The sequence below is a fragment of the Metabacillus sp. 84 genome (genome assembly GCF_050107715.1).
Taxonomy (GTDB): Bacteria; Bacillota; Bacilli; order Bacillales; family Bacillaceae; genus Metabacillus_B.
On the sequence record NZ_JBNILN010000003.1, the window covers coordinates 344,161 to 361,654 of the forward strand.

Consider the following 17,494-nt stretch of genomic DNA (forward strand, 5'->3'; position numbering starts at 1 on the left):
GGTAATAGAAGCATCCGAGGATAACGGTGCCGGAGATGGAAAACAAATATTGAAATATTTTGGCAGCGGTCAATGAAGCTGCACCTCCTTTACGAAACGTCTATCTATAGTATGTACCACCATTTTCCAATCAATTCCCGTTTTGATCACACCGGATCTGCAAAACCTAAACAAAAGGAGCGAATTAAAATGAGCATACCAGAGGACCAATTTGTACTGCACCAAATAAAGGGCAGCATCCAGCGAAATCTCCAGGACATCATCAACAGCTCAACCAGGATATTAAACGAACTCGGTGAAAGTGAGATGTGCCTCCTTTGTGAACTGGACGAAATAAATGGGAGGTTTAAAGTCATACAATCAGCAGCTTCTACCTTTTACTTGCAGGCGTACTTGTCCGCCTATACGGAAAGTTTTCACGCTCTTGCTTCTGCTATGCAGAATCTCTCCCAGAAGCAGCATGGCGGTCTGATTATTGTTGAAAGAGAGCAGGAGGTCGCCCCCTTCATTAAAAATGGAATCCAGGTCGGAGCGGATCTATCTGCTTCCCTTGCAGAGAGTATTTTTTATCCCGGCAATCCGCTGCACGATGGGGCGATGCTTGTAAAAGGAGATAAAATTCTTTCTGCCTCCAATGTCCTGCCGCTGTCGGATGCTTCCTCAGACGGGAGCAAATTGGGCACCCGGCATAGAGCCGCCATGGGACTTACTGAAAAAACGGATGCCGTTGTCCTGATCGTATCTGAAGAAACAGGAAAAATGTCGTTTGCGAAGGACGGCACCATTTATCCGATTAGTACAAATAATCTTTAAATTTTACCGTTGAATAAAGTTCTTTCTTCCCTGCGAATTGTAAGATATAATGTCGGATATGTTTGAAAAAAGGAGGTTTGAAGGTGAGCAGGATCATCGATCAATACTTTAAATTAACAGAGCGCAAAACCTCAATCAGGCAGGAGTTTCTTGCTGCCCTTACTACATTTGTAACCGTCAGCTATATTATCCTAGTTAATCCCGTTATTTTATCTGAAGCAGGTATACCAAAAGAGGCTGCCCTTGCCGCCACCATATTCGGAATTGTCATAACAAGCTTGATCATGGGATTTTGGGCAAATCTCCCAATTGTAATAGGCCCCGGAATGGGACTCAATGCTTTTTTTACATACACCGTTGTATTAAAACAAGGACTGTCTTGGGAAACGGCACTCGGTGCGGTTTTTATTTCCGGTTTGGTTTTTTTCCTTTTGTCCGTATTTGGAATCAGCGAAAAGGTAGTAAAGGCCATTCCCAAAACATTAAAAGCTTCGATTACAGCAGGTATTGGTTTGTTTATAGCCTTTATCGGCTTGAAAAACGGCGGAATCGTAGTACCGGATGAAGCAACTTTTGTGGCTTTAGGAGATATGTCGAACATCGGCACCATCCTCGCCCTTGCAGGAATCGTTCTCACAGCGGTTTTATCTGCTCTAAATGTAAGAGGCGGAATCATTCTATCTATTCTGGTCATTTCGGCGGCTTCCATCTTACTGGGGAATTCTCCGTCACCTAAGGGGATATCGGACTTTCTCTCCTTCCAAATCCCTTCCATTGAACCGACATTTCTGGCAATGGATTTAAAAGCAGCCGTCGGCTACGGAATCTTATCAATTATTTTCTCATTTACAATTGTAGAGCTTTTTGATACCCTTGCCACTCTGATCGGCCTGACGAAGAAGGCGGACCTTACAGATGAGAACGGAAATGTTCCCAATATGAATCGCGCTTTAACAACAGGTGCTTTCGGAACGATGGTCAGCAGTGCTCTTGGAAGCACGGCGATGAATACATATGTGGAAAACGCTACAGGAATTGCAGCAGGGGCAAGGACAGGATTAAAAGCTATATTTGCTTCGATCCTCTTCCTTTTGACGCTTCTGTTCGCCCCCTTTATTCAATTCATCCCGGCTGTTGCTACAGCACCTGCTCTGATTATTATTGGGGCATTTATGCTTACTGAGCTAAAGGAAGTTGATTTTGATGATTTAACGGAACTCATTCCAGCCTTTCTCGCTCTGATCATGATGCCGCTCACTTATTCGATTGCAGAGGGAGTAGCCTTTGGCTTTCTTTCCTACACATTAATCAAATTGTTTACAGGCCGTGCTGATGAGCTTCATTGGCTCATGTATGTGATTTCAGCGGCTTTTATTGTCAATTTCTTCCTGATAGGCTAATAAGGCAGGGCGCAGCCCCTGTCTTTTTTTGCAGGAAATTTCGGGTGGCGAAATATCTTCCCCGGTGCTATAGTTAAGGCATCTTACAAAATTGGAGAATGCATATGTGGAAAAATAAAAATGTTTGGATTCTGCTATCGGGGGAGTTTATTGCGGGTCTTGGATTGTGGATGGGCATTATTGGGAACCTGGAATTCATGCAGGCTTATATCCCATCGGATTTCATGAAATCGCTGCTCCTGATTGCGGGCTTACTTGCGGGAGTTGCAGTGGGACCGGCGGCAGGAAGAGTAATCGACAGCCATTCGAAAAAGAACGTGCTTATCGTATCCGGAATCGGCCGGATCCTCAGTGTAGTTTTTATGTTTGCAGCCATCTCCTATGGTTCGGTCTGGCTTATGCTGTTATTTTTAATCGGCATTCAGATTTCAGCTGCATTCTATTTTCCGGCACTTCAGGCAATCATCCCTCTTATAGTTAAGGATGAACATCTGATCCAAATGAACGGGATCCATATGAATGTTGCGACTCTTGCGAGGATAGCCGGAACGGCGCTTGCGGGAATCTTCCTCGTTTATATGAGTTTGACCGCGCTGTATGCATTGTCTACCGCTGCATATATCCTTCTGCTTTTTTCAACCTTCTTTCTGCAGATCAAGGATGATGGAGGGCAGGCAAGCAAAGGAAATAGCGGCGGGTTTCTGGAAGTTATGCCTATTTTAAAAGGAGCTCCGGTCGCTTTAACAGCCCTGATTCTCACAGTGATACCGATGCTGTTTATAGGCGGTTTTAACCTTATGGTCATTAATATAAGCGAGCTTCAGCAAAGCACAGAGATTAAAAGCCTGCTATACACAGTAGAAGGGTTAAGCTTTATGCTGGGCGCTTTTCTGGTCAAAAAGCTTACTGACCGCTTTAATCATGTTTTTCTGATGATTATGTTCTCTTTTATTACATCTATTGCGCATTTGTCATTGTTCTTCAGCGACCATTTTACCATGTCGCTTATATCATTCGGATTGTTCGGCCTGAGTGTGGGATGCTTCTTTCCGGTAGCCTCCACAATCTTTCAGACAAGGATCGCAAAGGAATATCATGGCCGCTTTTTTTCATTCCGCAATATGCTAGACCGCATCATGTTTCAAGTCGTTCTCCTTGGAACGGGCCTCCTCCTGGATACGATCGGCCTGCAATATATGGTTCTGGTGTTTGGAGCGGGATCCCTTGCCCTTGTGATTGGGTATGGGGGGAGACAGCTTAAAAACCCGAAAGACAGGGGAGGAGCTGTTTCTGTACCGGAGCCTGAAAAAGCAAGCAGCTGATCAAGGCATGCTTGAACTTCCCATTCTATGACATGCTATACTCTTAGAAGAGAGTATCCTAAATAAAGGGTGCTCTCTTTTTATTGCTCTACATGTACCGCTTATCGCCGGGATCCTCAAATCCCCTTTTATCCCCTCTTTCAATATCCTCATTAAACTGAACTCCTGCTAAATGAAAACAAAAATCAATTTTTAACAGGCCTTTAACCGCTGATTTGAAAGGAAGCTGGGATCAGATGGTAAATAATAGACTCTTTTCGCTATTTTTCCACAAAACAGTAGTTTAAGAGACGGTTGTCTAGTAAAATAAATGTAGAAATTAGAGGAGGCATACAGAATGAACCATAAAATTCTCGGTTTGACTGTTACAGCAGTAGCGGGAGCTTCATTTTTTGCAACCGCAGCTTCTGCAGAGAGTGTCAAAGTAAAAAGCGGCGATTCGCTTTGGGAGATTGCGAACAAATACGGCACATCCGTAGCGAAGCTAAAGGATGTAAACAAATTGACGCACAACACCATTTACATTGGACAGGTTCTTCATATCCCGGGCGCCCCAAGTGAGAAGCCGCAATCAGCTGATTCTCAATCTCAAACCAGTACATATAAAGTAGAAAGCGGCGATTCCCTTTGGGTGATTGCCAGAAAAAACGGAATGTCTGTTAGTGAACTAAAATCCATTAACAGCTTGAAAGGCGATACCATTTACATCGGGCAAGTGTTAAAGCTGAAATCCGGAAGCACGTCCGCTTCCCCTCAGCCAAACCCTCCTGCACAGAACAGCGGCGGCTCAAACGGACAGGGCACATACAAAGTCCAGCCCGGCGATTCACTATGGAAAGTGGCCAATAAATTTGACCTTACGATTGCAGAAATAAAGACAGCGAACAATCTAACAAGTAATGTAATCTATGTAAATCAGGTGCTGAAGCTTTCAGGCTCCGTAAAACCTGAAACAAAGCCGGACACAGGAAATAATGGGAACGATTATAGTGAAAGCAGCAAGATTGAAGGCATGATTGCAGAAGCGAAACGCCATATGGGTGTTCCGTATAAATGGGCCGGGAATACACCTTCGGGTTTCGATTGCAGCGGTTTTATCTACTATACAATGAATAAAGTGACTTCTGTTTCCAGGCTTAGTGCAGCTGGCTACTCCAGCATAATGAAGCCGGTATCCCAGCCGCAAAGAGGAGATTTTGTTTATTTCGAGACCTATAAGCCAGGACCTTCCCATATGGGGATCTACCTTGGAAACGGGGACTTTATCCATGCCAGCAGTTCACAGGGAGTGACGATTTCCAATCTGTCCAATTCCTATTGGAAATCTCACTACCTGGGAGCAAAACGATACTTCTAACAGTTAAGGAGAGCTATATGCTCTTCTTTTTTTTCTGGAAATTCAGGGAGCGGATTTGCCATCACGAGGGGAAAGAGTCTAATCGTTTAGATAAAGGGCATTATATTGCTGCACTGGCATCCGCCCTTCACCATACGGAAAGGATTTTTTGTCGGGAAGTTTTTTTTTCTGTATACTGATGAAAGAAAAAGATTTGTTGAAAAGAGGCTGACTGAAATGCAAGAATTAACGATAAACCTGCCTGCTGAAATTCGGGCTATTATGGAAAGAACATCTAATGCTTCGGAAAGAGATTTAACTTTAATAGGCAAGGGGGGCTTTATAACCGGAGATCTCTCCATTGTGGAGGACGCGGTAATTGCTTTGGCTCTGGGCAAAAATGTGCTGCTCAAAGGCCCTACAGGTGCAGGGAAAACGAAGCTCGCCGAGACCATTTCCTCCATATTCGGCCGCTCGATGCACAGCATCAACTGTTCGGTGGACCTTGATGCGGAAGCTCTGCTTGGCTATAAAACCATTCATTCTTCAGGAAATAATACATCGATTGAATTTGTTCCGGGTCCGGTCATAAAGGCCATGGAGAAAGGACACTTTTTATACATAGACGAGATTAATATGGCAAAGCCTGAAACACTGCCGATTTTAAACGGGGTGCTCGATTACCGCAAAATGATTACAAATCCCTTTACGGGTGATGTGGTAAGAGGGACAGAAGCGTTCGGTGTCATAGCGGCCATAAATGAAGGGTATGTCGGGACGGTTCCATTAAATGAAGCATTGAAAAACAGGTTTATGATTATTGATGTCCCGTACATTCAGGGAGCGGAGCTTGAGCAGATTATCAAAAGCCAATCCGGCTTAAAGGATGAAAGGTTAATCCAGTCGTTTATTCAGTTTTCTGCTGATTTGATTGTCCAGGTTCGAAATGGACAAGTCTCTGAAGAAGCGGCTTCCATCAGAGCTCTGCTGGATACGTGTGATCTGGCTGCATTTATCCCTCCTTTAAGAGCGATTGAGCGGGGGATTACGGAGAAGGTGGAGGATGACCGGGAAAAGGCTGCTATACGAAATATTGCGGAAACGCTGTTTGAGTGACGGGCGATGAGATTTATTAAATTTAACGACAGTCAAATCGATTCATTTCTATACATGGAGCTGGCTGATCTCGCCAAAACTCTCTCCAAAAATCCGGACCTGGAAATGGAATATGCGCCCTACTCCTATTTAAATCCGGCCGAAAACAAAATCTACCTCACCCATTTTTGGGATCACCGGCCGGCAGCCGACCAAATCAGCGGTCTGAAAAGCGACGTTTATCTGCATGCTGCCGGAAGTGTGTTTCACACCGGCATGGAAGAAACGCAAAATTTTATCTTAAAGGTGCAGCAACTGTCTGTAAAAGAGTTTGCCAAACAGCTTTTCATCATTCTGGAATCGGTCAGAATGGAAGAAATCATTAAAAAAGAGCGGCCCGGCACCAAAAAATACTTTGCCAGGAGAACAGAAATGTATAGAAGGCATTTCCGTTCCCAGCTAACGATTCATCTTGATAGAAACATTGCTGCAGATGCTTTGTTTAATGCTTTATATTTAAAGCTCACTGCTCAATCCCCGCTTGAGACAATCCCTGCCCTTAATGAAGATTTTGAAAGAATGCTGCCTTTTTTTCAAAGAGAGCTTGAGCAGGCCTATGAAAGCCGAAGCACTGCAGAAACAGCAGGGATCGCATACCGAATCAGTGAAGCAGCTGAAGAATTCCTTGAAAAGGATATGCTGAATACGTATTTCTTTCTTCCGGAACAAGGATACGCGGAGAACAGCGGTCTTTCATTTAAAGACTTAAAACGAATGAATGAGCTGGATAATGATGACACGCTGGAACTGGACCGTAAAGAAGAGCGTGATGTACATGATCAGGAAATGCCGACCTGGCACAGGGAGACAAGCAAAGCAACAGACAGTTTTCTGCAGTATGACCTGGAGCATGGGTCCAAAACAGATTTAATGGGGAACGGGCTCCGTGAAGGAGAAGACGGTGATCAGGCGATGGGGACTGTACAGGGCTCATCTAAAGAATCAAAACAAAATAAGTACGATCAGTCTGAAGTTTTGGAGAACCGCCAGGACGGAGACAGGACCGGGGATGAATTCACATTCGGCAAAGAAAATAAGTTTGCTTTTGCTGAAAATCTGGAACCTGTCAAACCAAATGATCAGGATAAGATAAGCTACAGCGAAAATAAAGCGGCAGTGTCCCATTATCAGAAAAAGCTTAAACAGATGATCAGGAAGACGCTCGAGCATAAGAAAACCAATCCCCGGACTAATCTCCATACGGGCCGGCTCGGGAAAAACCTTTTGCGGTGGGTTACAGATGACAATCCAAGACTTTTTTACAAAAAAGAGGAGCCCTCTATTCAAATCGATGCCGTCTTTACACTTCTCGTTGACTGCTCGGCATCCATGTACGATAAGATGGATGACACAAAGCTTGGCATTACGCTGTTTCACGAGGCGCTGAAATCGGTAGGGGTCGTCCATCAGATTACGGGATTCTGGGAAGATACAAACGATGCCACTGAAGTGCGAATGCCCAATTACTTTCACAGGGTTGTCCCATTCAAGACATCGCTTAACCAAAGCACCGGTCCGGAGATTATGCAGCTCAATCCGGAAGAAGACAACAGGGACGGGTACGCAATCAGGCATATGACGCAGGAGCTCGTGATCAGACCTGAAAAACAAAAGTTCCTTATTGTCTTTTCTGATGGGGAGCCGGCAGCCATGAACTATGAGCAAAAAGGGATTGTGGATACGCATGAAGCGGTAATTGAAGCGCGTAAAAGAGGAATAGAAGTGATCAATATTTTTCTTGCTAATGGGGAAATTGAAGAAAGCCAGCGCAATACCATCCAGGACATATACGGAAAGTTCAGCATCATCGTTCATAAAGTAAGTGATTTGCCTGATGTGCTTTTTCCTCTTCTAAGAAAGCTTTTAAAGAAAAGCATCCAGGGGGGATAAAAGAAGTGCAGACTGCAGAAAAAGTCGGAGAAATCCGGAAAGAGGCTCCGTGTTCTCCTGTTTTTTCCGCCTATTTCGATACAATTTTTTGTTTTTCAATATTATTTACAATTTTCGATAGATTATTGTTGGAAACACGAAATGGTAGTGTTAAAATATCTATGGAAGCGTTTTAAACAGTTTTTCATTAGACGCAGTCAGCTGAAATTTATTCCAGAATAATATCCTATTACTTACATTTGGTAATTATTAGTTGGGGGTAATGTGAAATGCCGCAAACAAAGTCAAAGGTCAATGTTACATGGGAAGATTTCCATGGTCCTAACCTTGGCTATGTCATGGACCTGTATGATCAATTTACGGAAAATCCCGAATCAGTTGAGCCTGAGCTACAGGAGCTGTTTCATCAATTGGGGCATCCGCCGGATAATGGCTCCACATCCGCTGCTGCTGCACCTGAATCCAATCAGACGAGAGCGGATTTCGGTCCTGAAAAAATTGTTAAAGTAGCTTCAGCTGTCAAATTGGCTGAAGATATTCGTACGTACGGACATTTAAATGCATCCATTTTCCCGATTGACGGGATGGGCGACAGTCAGGATTTGCTTAGCATTGAGGCATACGGGCTTTCTGAAGAGGATTTAAAGGAAATTCCTTCTGCTGTCCTGTGCGAGGACGCTCCATCCAGCGTAAAAAATGGATATGATGCCATTATGCACTTAAAAGAAAGCTATAAAAAATCCCTGTCATTTGAATTTGACCATGTTCATCGCTTTGAGGAAAAGAACTGGCTGAAACGGATGGTGGAAACTGGCGATTTATTTAAACCGCATACTAAAGAGAAGAGAAAAGCTCTTCTGAAAAGGCTTTTTGAAGTAGAAGGCTTTGAAAAATATCTTCATAAAACGTTTGTCGGCCAAAAAAGATTTTCCATTGAAGGTCTTGATATGCTTGTCCCAATACTGGATGAAATGGTGCAGAGCGCTGTAGAGTATGGGACGAAAACGATTAACATCGGAATGGCCCACCGCGGCCGGCTGAATGTTCTCGCCCACGTTCTCGGAAAGCCATATGAAATCATCTTTTCCGAATTCCAGCATGCACCGAACAAGGATCTAGTTCCTTCTGAAGGATCCACAGGAATCAATTACGGCTGGAGCGGCGATGTTAAATACCATTTGGGAGCGGACAGACAAATTAAAGATGAAAACATGGTGCGGGCCCGCATTACTCTTGCAAACAACCCGAGCCACCTGGAATATATTGATCCAATTGTAGAAGGCTATACACGCGCTGCGCAGGAAGACAGAAACGTGAGCGGCTTCCCTGAACTGGATACAAGCAAGTCTATGGCTGTTCTTATTCACGGCGATGCTGCTTTTCCTGGAGAGGGAATTGTTGCAGAAACGCTGAACCTCAGCCAGCTTAAGGGCTATCAGACTGGCGGAACCATCCATATCATAGCGAACAATATGATTGGTTTCACGACTGAAAGTACAGATTCAAGATCAACCCGCTATGCGAGCGATCTGGCTAAAGGATATGAAATTCCCATCCTCCATGTAAATGCGGATGACCCGGAAGCCTGCCTGGCTGCAGCGTATCTTGCATCTGAATACAGAAGGCTGTTTAAAAAGGACTTCCTTATCGATCTGATCGGCTACCGCCGTTTCGGACACAATGAAATGGATGAGCCGATGACAACACAGCCTCAGCTGTACACAAAAATCAAAGCACATGATACAGTCAAAACGCTTTATTCCAAAGCACTAAAAGAAGAAGAGGTTTTGACAGCTGAAGAGATAGAAGCTCTTGAAAATGAAGTGCAAAACAGATTTGAAACAGCCTACAAAAAGGTACCGGATAAGAAAGTTGCCCAGGTGCATGAAATCCAGCTTCCGGAAACGATTTCCCATGGAATCCCTTCCATAGACACAGCCGTCGATATCAGCAATATCCACGCTATAAACCGCGCGTTGGTTGAATGGCCGGAAAACTTTAATGTGTTTGGAAAACTGCAAAGAATTCTTGAACGCCGCTCAAGTGTATTGGAAGAGGACCACAAGGTCGAGTGGGGGCTTGCTGAAGCTCTTGCTTTTGGATCCATTCTTCTTGATGGGACTCCGATCCGTCTGAGCGGACAGGATTCTGAACGGGGAACGTTTGCTCAGCGGAATCTAATTCTGCATGACAGCGAAAATGGGGCGATCTACTCTCCGCTTCACAGGCTTGAGCAGGCAAAGGCTTCCTTTGCTGTTCATAACAGCCCGCTCTCTGAAGGCTCAGTAATCGGGTTTGAGTATGGCTATAATGTGTTTTCTCCAGAAACGCTCGTGTTATGGGAAGCTCAATACGGTGATTTTGCCAATGCAGCTCAAGTTTTTTTTGATCAGTTTATCTCAGCCGGACGGGCAAAATGGGGCCAAAAATCCGGACTGGTGATGCTTCTGCCTCATGGCTATGAGGGTCAGGGGCCTGAACATTCCAGCGGAAGATTAGAGCGTTACCTTCAGCTTGCAGCGGAAAACAACTGGACAGTTGCGAACCTTACAAGTGCAGCCCAGTACTTCCATATTTTAAGAAGGCAGGCGAAGATTCTTCAGATGGAAGAAGTGCGGCCGCTCGTTATCATGACTCCTAAGAGTCTTCTGCGAAATCCAAACACGGTTTCTGATGTACAGGAGCTAAGCAGCGGATCCTTCAAAAAGGTACTGGAGCAATCTGGTATGGGCGGAGACCGAAGCATGGTAAGCAGGGTTGTTCTCTGCAGCGGTAAACTCGCAATCGATCTTTCAGATAAAATCCGTCAATCAGAAGAGAACTCAGATTGGCTTCATATCCTGCGGGTGGAGGAATTGTACCCTTACCCTCAAAATGAAATCGACTCGATTTTTTCGAGATATGAAAACCTGCAGGAAGTTATCTGGGTTCAGGAAGAGCCGGAGAATATGGGGGCTTGGACTTATATCGAGCCGAGGCTGCGCAAATCAGCACCAGCCGGAGCAGAAGTATCATATATTGGAAGAGACAGGAGATCCAGTACGGCTGAAGGAGATCCGACCGTCCATAAAAAAGATCAGGAACGCATTATCATGCAGGCGATTACACGAAACTAAGGGGGAAATAATCATGGCTGAAATCAAAGTACCGGAACTGGCAGAATCAATCTCGGAAGGAACAATTGCTCAATGGCTGAAGCAGCCGGGGGATTTTGTAGAACAGGGAGAGTATTTGCTGGAGCTTGAGACAGACAAAGTAAATGTTGAATTAACAGCCGAGGAATCCGGGGTTTTAAAGGAAGTGCTCAAGGAAGCCGGGGATACCGTTACAGTAGGTGAAATCATCGGAACAATCGATGAAAAAAATGAAGCGGGCGGCGGGGAAAACAAAGAAGAGCAAAAGCAGGAAACGGCTGAAGCCAAGCCTGTGAAAGAAGAGTCCAAAAAAGAAGAACCAAAAACGGATCATATTCCTTCCAGAGAAAATGAAACACCGGTTCAGCAGGACTCCAGAAACCGGACCATTGCCTCCCCGGCAGCGAGAAAGCTTGCCAGAGAAAAAGGCATTGATTTAAGTTCAGTCAGCACTTCTGATCCGCTTGGACGGGTACGCAAGCATGATATTGAGAACCATCAGAACGTCCAGCAGCCATCTGCTCCTGCTAAGCAGACAGAAAAAGCACCTCAGCAGCAGGCAGATAATCCTGCAAAGCCTGTGGAACGCGTCAAAATGTCCAGACGAAGACAGACGATTGCTAACCGGCTCGTTGAAGTTCAGCAAACAGCTGCCATGCTTACTACATTTAACGAAGTCGATATGACAGCCGTTATGGATGTTAGAAAACGACGGAAGGATAAGTTCTTCGAGCAGCACGACGTGCGCCTTGGCTTTATGTCCTTTTTCACAAAAGCAGTTGTAGCTGCCCTTAAGCAATTCCCGCTGTTAAATGCTGAGATTCAAGGGACTGAGCTGGTCCTTAAGAAATTTTATGACATCGGGATCGCCGTTGCTGCTCCGGATGGACTTGTAGTCCCGGTGGTCAGGGATGCGGACCGCTTGTCCTTTGCAGGAATTGAAGGAGAGATCTCCAATCTTGCCAAGAAAGCAAAAGATAACAAGCTTGCGTTAAACGAGCTGCAAGGCGGAACGTTCACCATTACAAACGGAGGGGTTTTCGGCTCTCTTCTTTCCACGCCAATCCTTAATGCTCCGCAGGTAGGCATACTGGGAATGCATAAGATTCAATGGCGTCCGATTGCCCTTGATCAGGAAAGAATGGAAAACCGCCCGATGATGTACATTGCCCTTTCATATGATCACAGAATTGTTGACGGCAAAGAAGCGGTAAGCTTCCTTGCCGCGGTGAAAGAGCTTCTTGAAGATCCAGAGTCTTTGCTTCTTGAAGGCTGATAGCACCGGAGAAAGACCCATTCCGTCCGGAATGGGTCTTTTTGCAGGTGTTCGCTTTCCGTAAGAAAAATACCCGGGGTTCGTATTCATAGAATCTTGTATTTTAGCTTTTATACGAAATGGCTGAATCCATTGGCTGATGCTTTTTTTGATGCTATATTAAGAGTAATTAGGCCGCAAACAGACGAATAGGGCTGAACAAGAAATGCACGAAGCGGAGGGACAGTATATGATTCAGCTTATGATTAGTGAGGCATTGAGACAGAAAGACGGGATATTTGATAAATGGAAGGCTGACCTGAATCGAAGAGGAGAGGCTGAGTTCCTGCCATTTTTAGCACGGACTGGTGAGCTGGATCAGCTTTTTCAAGCAGTTTTTCACTATTTTACTGATTTTCAGAGCATAAGGACTGAACAGCTGGATGAGCAGCTGGTGAGGCTTTTAAAAGAAAACTGGCCGCCGGTTTTCTTGAATATGGCTCTTCAGTCCTTTCGAAATGCCATTGCAGAGACGATGGTCGACGGCTCCACTGAGGAACTGGATCTGCCGATTTTTTTCAAAACATTAAATGAGTGGATGGATGCCGTTATTAATCTCATTTCCCATAGAGCTGCTGAATCCAGGAACCCATAAGCCGGTGGGTAAGGTCAATAAGGAGTCCATCTTAGTTTTCTTGCTTCCATATACCGCTTCGATGCTTCCTGCCAATTCACAGTGTTCCACCAATTTGATACATAGGTGCTGCGGTCATTTTTATACTTTAAATAATAGGCATGCTCCCACATATCGAGGACGAGAATCGGGATGGCCTCCCATTGGCTTAAATTTTGATGCTTTTCAGCGTTTAGAATTTCCAGTCTTCCCGCTCTGGGGGACCAGACAAGCAGAGCCCATCCTGATCCTTCCACATTCACTGCCGCACTTGAGAAGTGTCGTTTAAAAGCATCAAAGCTTCCAAAATAACTGGTAATGGCATCCAGCAGGGGTCCTTTTGGTTCGCCGCCGCCGGCAGGAGACATGATCGTCCAGAATAGAGTATGAAGATAATGCCCTGCGCCATGGAAAGCAGCTTCCCGTTCCCAATGTTTAATCAAGGAAAAATCATTCGTCTCTCTTGCACGCTTCATTTCCAGTTCAGCTTTATTCAGTCCATCAACGTAGCTTTGATGATGCTTAAGATGGTGAAGTCTCATAATCTCTTCCGGTATATAGGGCTCAAGGGCATTATAGGCATAAGGGAGAGGAGGAAGCTGGTGTCCGCCTGCAGGGACTCCCTGGGACCGGGATTGAAGCGGATTCCCAAATTGCGTGATTTCTTCTGCTTCCTGAGTAAATCTTTCCAGCAGGAAAAAAAGTTCATTGGCTTCTTCGTACAGCCTGGAAACGGATACTTCAGGCATCCGTGCTTCGCTTTGAAGCCGGAGCTGACTAAAGCGCATTTCCCAATCCAGTATTTCATCAAGATGGACTCCCTGCAAAGCGAATGCTCTTATATCCGCCCAGGAAGAGCCGATTTGCCTGCACCAGGTCTGAATCGCAATGATGTAAGGATTAACTGCTTCCAAAACATAGATCCCTCCATTAGGAACAGCTGTATGATCCCCTTATATTTATTCAGTGGATAGGCCGACGATTCTGATTTTCCAATGTACGCTAAACTCAGGAAGGAGCTAAATCGTTAGAAAGGGGCGTTTGCCATTGAAGATTTCCTTGCTCAGCCATAAAAGTCCGGAAAAAAATGAAATTGAAGATGCCTTTTATGTATCTCCGAATCAAAAGACATTTGGTGTTTTTGATGGAGTGACACCACTGACTCCTGATCTGTTTAAAGGTGGCCATAATGGAGCTTATCTCGCATCGCATCATCTGGCAGGCACTTTGGAATCTGCAGAGGATGGGGAGAATTTAGCAGAGTGGCTCATTAGTGCGAATGACTCATTAATGAGGGTTATGAATGAAGCCGGAATATCCGTGGATGACCGGCATCTAAGGTGGGCATCCTGTGCAGCTGTGATCCGGATAACAGGGAATCGGCTGGAATTTGTCCAATGCGGGGACTGTATGATTGCAGCAGAAAACCGTGACGGCAATGTTCGGATCCTGACAGAGGACTCTGTGAAGGGGATTTCGGACCGGGCACGGCTTTATCGTGAAAAGGCCAGAAATCTGGGGGCAGCCGTGCCCCCGGAAAGCTTTTATGATGAAAATCCTGTGGAACGCATGAAAAGTCACAGGTCATTGGCTAACCGCCCTGAAGGATATTCTGTAGCAAACGGAGACAAGGAATTCAGGGAATACATTCAGACCGGGGAAATAGATCTGACTTCCGTTACCCGTATTTTTCTAATGAGTGATGGACTTTTTCACCCTGAATGGAGCCTGGAGGAAGTATGCAAAGAGGCATTTATGTATGGGCTGGAAAACTATGCTGAAGCCCTCAGATACAAAGAACATACGCTGGGTCACAGACATGACGACATGACGGGAATCATCATTGAGCGATGATGCTCGTCAATTTGCGAAAAAATTTAACGAATTTCCGAAAGAAGTCTCCCTCTTCAAGCGTGTGAAGGTGCGACAGCACCAACGGTAAGGCGGAGATGAATTTCGGTTGGGCGACAGCCCTAAGGCTTTTGTTCCTCAACTGTTTACGGTAAAATAAGAATAAAATATGGGTAGTTCCCTTGTGGCGCTGCAAAAGTATGCCAAGATTGAAAAGCATAAGAAGCCCGTCTAAATGAGGAGAACCAGCGCAAATTTTAAAAATAAATTCCAGTAAAGGGGTACTAAACCAATGAATCATTTAAATTGGCAGGATAAAGAAACCATTAAAACGGTCACTTGTGTACACACAGATGCAGAGAAATATATTGTGAACCGCAAGCTGACGAAAGGTGCAGCGTATGAGGTGAAAAATGAAACGGACGAGTTTTATTTTGTAGCCGACAACTCAGGGAAAATCAGCGGTTTTTATAAACATTACTTTCAAGATGCATAAAAATTATACAGGCAAAAGGAGGCTATAACATACGAAAGCGAGGTCTTGAGCTGTTGGAAAAACCGAAGGAATTGCTGCAAGGCGTTAACCCGGTCGGCCTGCTGAATTGTGTTGGGGAGTCTCTCATTCTCACAGATGGCGAGCTGAACATTGTTTGGTTTAATGATAGTGCAGAGAAACTGCTGAACACAGTGGCCCCCCATATGAACCTGCCTGACGCTGCATCTTTTACTGGCATGAATCTAAAAACGTTTCACAGGGAAGAACACATACATAAAATCGAGAACGGCCCGCTTCCTTTCTCCGCTTCCATCCAGCTTTTCCGGACCTATTCAGCCCATATCGTTGTAGACCGGCTTCCTGAAGCGCGTGGGTACATTCTTACCTGGAAGGATGTAACTCATTATGAAAATGAGCTGCTTTCCGGCCGTAAGATGATGGAAGAACTGTATACGCCCATTATAGGAACCATGCTGGATCATACTTTTTTAGTGGCGATTACAGGCTTTTTATCTGAGCCGCGAATGGAGCACATGACCACTAAGATTTTATCGTTTGCCGGTAAAAATCAAGCCCGCTTTATCCTGCTTGATTTTTCCGAAATGTATTCGGTTCCAGAAGAGGCGGTTGTAGAAAAACTTGAACAGCTTGTTAAAGCGCTGGCCCTGATGGGTGTGGAAACCATATGTGTAGGGCTGCGGCCGCAGATGGCCCGGCAGATGATCAGCAGAGGATACGGCTTATCGCTTCAAGCATTCTCCTCTTTTAAGCAAGGGATCCAATACATTTGGAATAAGCTCGGGTACAGTCTTGTAAAGTCATAACCCGGATGAAAATAAGTGATTATAATATAATTATGTAAACAAATAAACAAGGGCACAACGCGCTTGTTTTTTTCCTTGCAGCTGTAATACAATAATGGATTATAAACGAGGGCGGTCTTTCGATGCAGGAGGGATGTACATGAAAACTACGATATCCGATATTGCGGCAATGGCTGGAGTTTCTAAAAGTACAGTATCCAGGTATTTAAACGGCGGCTATGTTAGTGCTGTAACCTCTGAAAAAATACAAAAAGCAGTAGCTGAAACAAAATTTGAACCGAACTCCTTCGCGCAAAGTCTAAAGCAGAAACGAACCAATTTTATTGGAGTCATTATACCAAGACTTGATTCTTTTACGATGACAAAAATGCTGATGGGGATTGACGAGAGGTTAAAAGAACTGGGCTTTCAAATGCTCGTGGCGAATACCGATCAGCGGCTTGATAGGGAAATCGAAAACATTTATGCTTTTACAAGGCAAAAAGTTGCCGGAATTATTCTTATGGCAGCAGAATTAACTGATCAGCATGACGAAGCATTAAAAAGCGCGGATATGCCGGTATTAATTATCGGACAGGAAAATGACAGGTACCACTTTATTATTCATGATGATTACCATGCAGGATATGATTTAGGCAAATTTATTGATGGGAAAGGTCACCGAAATGTAATGTATATCGGGGTTAGTGAAAAAGATAAAGCGGTTGGTGTAGCCCGGAAACGCGGCTTCCTCGATGCACTAAAGCAGCGCAGCTCCTGTACGGTCCAAGTAGTAGAAGCTGACTTTTCTATGGAAAAAGCAAAAAAGGCAGCAGAAACAGCTTTAAGCAAGCACCATCCGGATATCATAGTTTGCGCAACTGACAATATGGCACTCGGGGCTATGAAAGCTATTCAGGAAAAAGGATATTCTGTGCCGGATGATATTTCTGTCGCGGGATTTGGCGGATACCGAATCTCTGAAATGGTCCATCCCGGATTGACTACCGTCAGCTTTCACTACTTTGATGTAGGGATGAATGCAGCCTGGTCCATCGTCTGTCTTCTGGAAGGAAAAAAAGTACCTCCAAAAATGGTGTCAGGATATTATATAGTCAGCAGAGAAAGCGTTAAAGAAATTCCTGTATCAGACTAAGCCCTTCGCAGGGCTTTTTTTATGGAATTGTGAGCCTTGACTGACGGACAAAAAAGAGCAGTTTTTATTAATAAATATATTTATCAATGGTCAGGCTGTGAACAACTCCCGGCAGGCTGTGGAAAAAGGTTCGATATAAAGAACTTATAGATCAGGGCCATCAGACTGTTTAAAGAAATATGAAACAACTAATCATACAGCGCAAATCTG

The 17,494-nt window shown here is 44.6% G+C and carries 14 protein-coding genes; 13 read left to right on the forward strand and 1 reads right to left on the reverse strand.

All coding sequences use genetic code 11. From position 1 onward, the window contains the following. Positions 1 to 189 precede the first annotated feature (189 nt). The 9 genes from cdaS (at position 190) to ACQCV8_RS08615 (ending at position 12,960) form a co-directional block, all read left to right on the forward strand. Entirely contained in the window at positions 190 to 813 is a 624-nt protein-coding gene (cdaS, locus tag ACQCV8_RS08575) for a sporulation-specific diadenylate cyclase CdaS (RefSeq protein WP_426844161.1), read from the forward strand. A gap of 83 nt (positions 814 to 896) precedes the next feature. After that, the gene (locus ACQCV8_RS08580; RefSeq protein ID WP_426844162.1) at positions 897 to 2,213 is read left to right on the forward strand and encodes an NCS2 family permease; all 1,317 of its coding nucleotides are present in this window, start codon (positions 897 to 899) and stop codon (positions 2,211 to 2,213) included. Between the two features lie 104 nt (positions 2,214 to 2,317). After that, positions 2,318 to 3,535: an MFS transporter gene (locus ACQCV8_RS08585; RefSeq protein ID WP_426844163.1), complete on the forward strand. Its 1,218-nt coding sequence runs from the start codon at positions 2,318 to 2,320 to the stop codon at positions 3,533 to 3,535. Positions 3,536 to 3,872: 337 nt separating this feature from the next. Next, complete coding sequence (locus tag ACQCV8_RS08590; protein WP_426844164.1) at positions 3,873 to 4,892, forward strand: LysM peptidoglycan-binding domain-containing protein; 1,020 nt, start codon at positions 3,873 to 3,875, stop codon at positions 4,890 to 4,892. 261 nt (positions 4,893 to 5,153) lie between these two features. Continuing rightward, complete coding sequence (locus ACQCV8_RS08595) at positions 5,154 to 5,987, forward strand: ATP-binding protein (RefSeq protein ID WP_426844262.1); 834 nt, start codon at positions 5,154 to 5,156, stop codon at positions 5,985 to 5,987. 6 nt (positions 5,988 to 5,993) lie between these two features. Beyond that, positions 5,994 to 7,916 (forward strand): vWA domain-containing protein, encoded by a 1,923-nt coding sequence (locus tag ACQCV8_RS08600; protein WP_426844165.1) that lies wholly within the window; start codon positions 5,994 to 5,996, stop codon positions 7,914 to 7,916. Positions 7,917 to 8,185: 269 nt separating this feature from the next. After that, entirely contained in the window at positions 8,186 to 11,032 is a 2,847-nt protein-coding gene (sucA, locus tag ACQCV8_RS08605) for a 2-oxoglutarate dehydrogenase E1 component (RefSeq protein WP_426844166.1), read from the forward strand. Positions 11,033 to 11,045: 13 nt separating this feature from the next. After that, positions 11,046 to 12,326: a 2-oxoglutarate dehydrogenase complex dihydrolipoyllysine-residue succinyltransferase gene (odhB, locus tag ACQCV8_RS08610; RefSeq protein WP_426844167.1), complete on the forward strand. Its 1,281-nt coding sequence runs from the start codon at positions 11,046 to 11,048 to the stop codon at positions 12,324 to 12,326. A gap of 229 nt (positions 12,327 to 12,555) precedes the next feature. After that, positions 12,556 to 12,960 (forward strand): hypothetical protein, encoded by a 405-nt coding sequence (locus tag ACQCV8_RS08615; protein WP_426844168.1) that lies wholly within the window; start codon positions 12,556 to 12,558, stop codon positions 12,958 to 12,960. A 14-nt stretch (positions 12,961 to 12,974) separates the two neighbouring features. Here the strand turns inward: ACQCV8_RS08615 and ACQCV8_RS08620 are convergent, their stop codons facing one another. Then, positions 12,975 to 13,892, reverse strand: coding sequence for a superoxide dismutase (locus ACQCV8_RS08620; RefSeq protein WP_426844169.1), 918 nt, complete (start codon positions 13,890 to 13,892; stop codon positions 12,975 to 12,977). Positions 13,893 to 14,025: 133 nt separating this feature from the next. Here ACQCV8_RS08620 and ACQCV8_RS08625 point away from each other — a divergent pair, with 133 nt between their 5' ends. From ACQCV8_RS08625 to ACQCV8_RS08640, 4 genes are all read left to right on the forward strand, one after another. Beyond that, on the forward strand, positions 14,026 to 14,832 hold the full coding sequence (locus ACQCV8_RS08625; RefSeq protein WP_426844170.1) for a protein phosphatase 2C domain-containing protein: 807 nt from the start codon (positions 14,026 to 14,028) through the stop codon (positions 14,830 to 14,832). Between the two features lie 289 nt (positions 14,833 to 15,121). Beyond that, positions 15,122 to 15,325, forward strand: a complete 204-nt coding sequence (locus tag ACQCV8_RS08630; protein ID WP_426844171.1) for a DUF6501 family protein — start codon at positions 15,122 to 15,124, stop codon at positions 15,323 to 15,325. Between the two features lie 53 nt (positions 15,326 to 15,378). Continuing rightward, complete coding sequence (locus tag ACQCV8_RS08635; protein ID WP_426844172.1) at positions 15,379 to 16,149, forward strand: hypothetical protein; 771 nt, start codon at positions 15,379 to 15,381, stop codon at positions 16,147 to 16,149. A gap of 139 nt (positions 16,150 to 16,288) precedes the next feature. Next, positions 16,289 to 17,284 carry a LacI family DNA-binding transcriptional regulator gene (locus ACQCV8_RS08640; RefSeq protein WP_426844173.1) on the forward strand — a complete coding sequence of 332 codons (996 nt, stop codon included), beginning with the start codon at positions 16,289 to 16,291 and terminating at the stop codon, positions 17,282 to 17,284. The last annotated feature ends 210 nt before the right edge of the window (positions 17,285 to 17,494 follow it).

What these genes read in the sequence shown, in the direction of transcription:
- cdaS (WP_426844161.1), top strand. Translation starts at nt 190, where the DNA reads ATGAGCATACCAGAGGACCAATTTGTACTGCACCAAATAAAGGGCAGC.
- ACQCV8_RS08585 (WP_426844163.1), top strand. Translation starts at nt 2,318, where the DNA reads ATGTGGAAAAATAAAAATGTTTGGATTCTGCTATCGGGGGAGTTTATT.
- ACQCV8_RS08590 (WP_426844164.1), top strand. Translation starts at nt 3,873, where the DNA reads ATGAACCATAAAATTCTCGGTTTGACTGTTACAGCAGTAGCGGGAGCT.
- ACQCV8_RS08595 (WP_426844262.1), top strand. Translation starts at nt 5,154, where the DNA reads ATGGAAAGAACATCTAATGCTTCGGAAAGAGATTTAACTTTAATAGGC.
- ACQCV8_RS08600 (WP_426844165.1), top strand. Translation starts at nt 5,994, where the DNA reads ATGAGATTTATTAAATTTAACGACAGTCAAATCGATTCATTTCTATAC.
- sucA (WP_426844166.1), top strand. Translation starts at nt 8,186, where the DNA reads ATGCCGCAAACAAAGTCAAAGGTCAATGTTACATGGGAAGATTTCCAT.
- odhB (WP_426844167.1), top strand. Translation starts at nt 11,046, where the DNA reads ATGGCTGAAATCAAAGTACCGGAACTGGCAGAATCAATCTCGGAAGGA.
- ACQCV8_RS08615 (WP_426844168.1), top strand. Translation starts at nt 12,556, where the DNA reads ATGATTCAGCTTATGATTAGTGAGGCATTGAGACAGAAAGACGGGATA.
- ACQCV8_RS08630 (WP_426844171.1), top strand. Translation starts at nt 15,122, where the DNA reads ATGAATCATTTAAATTGGCAGGATAAAGAAACCATTAAAACGGTCACT.
- ACQCV8_RS08640 (WP_426844173.1), top strand. Translation starts at nt 16,289, where the DNA reads ATGAAAACTACGATATCCGATATTGCGGCAATGGCTGGAGTTTCTAAA.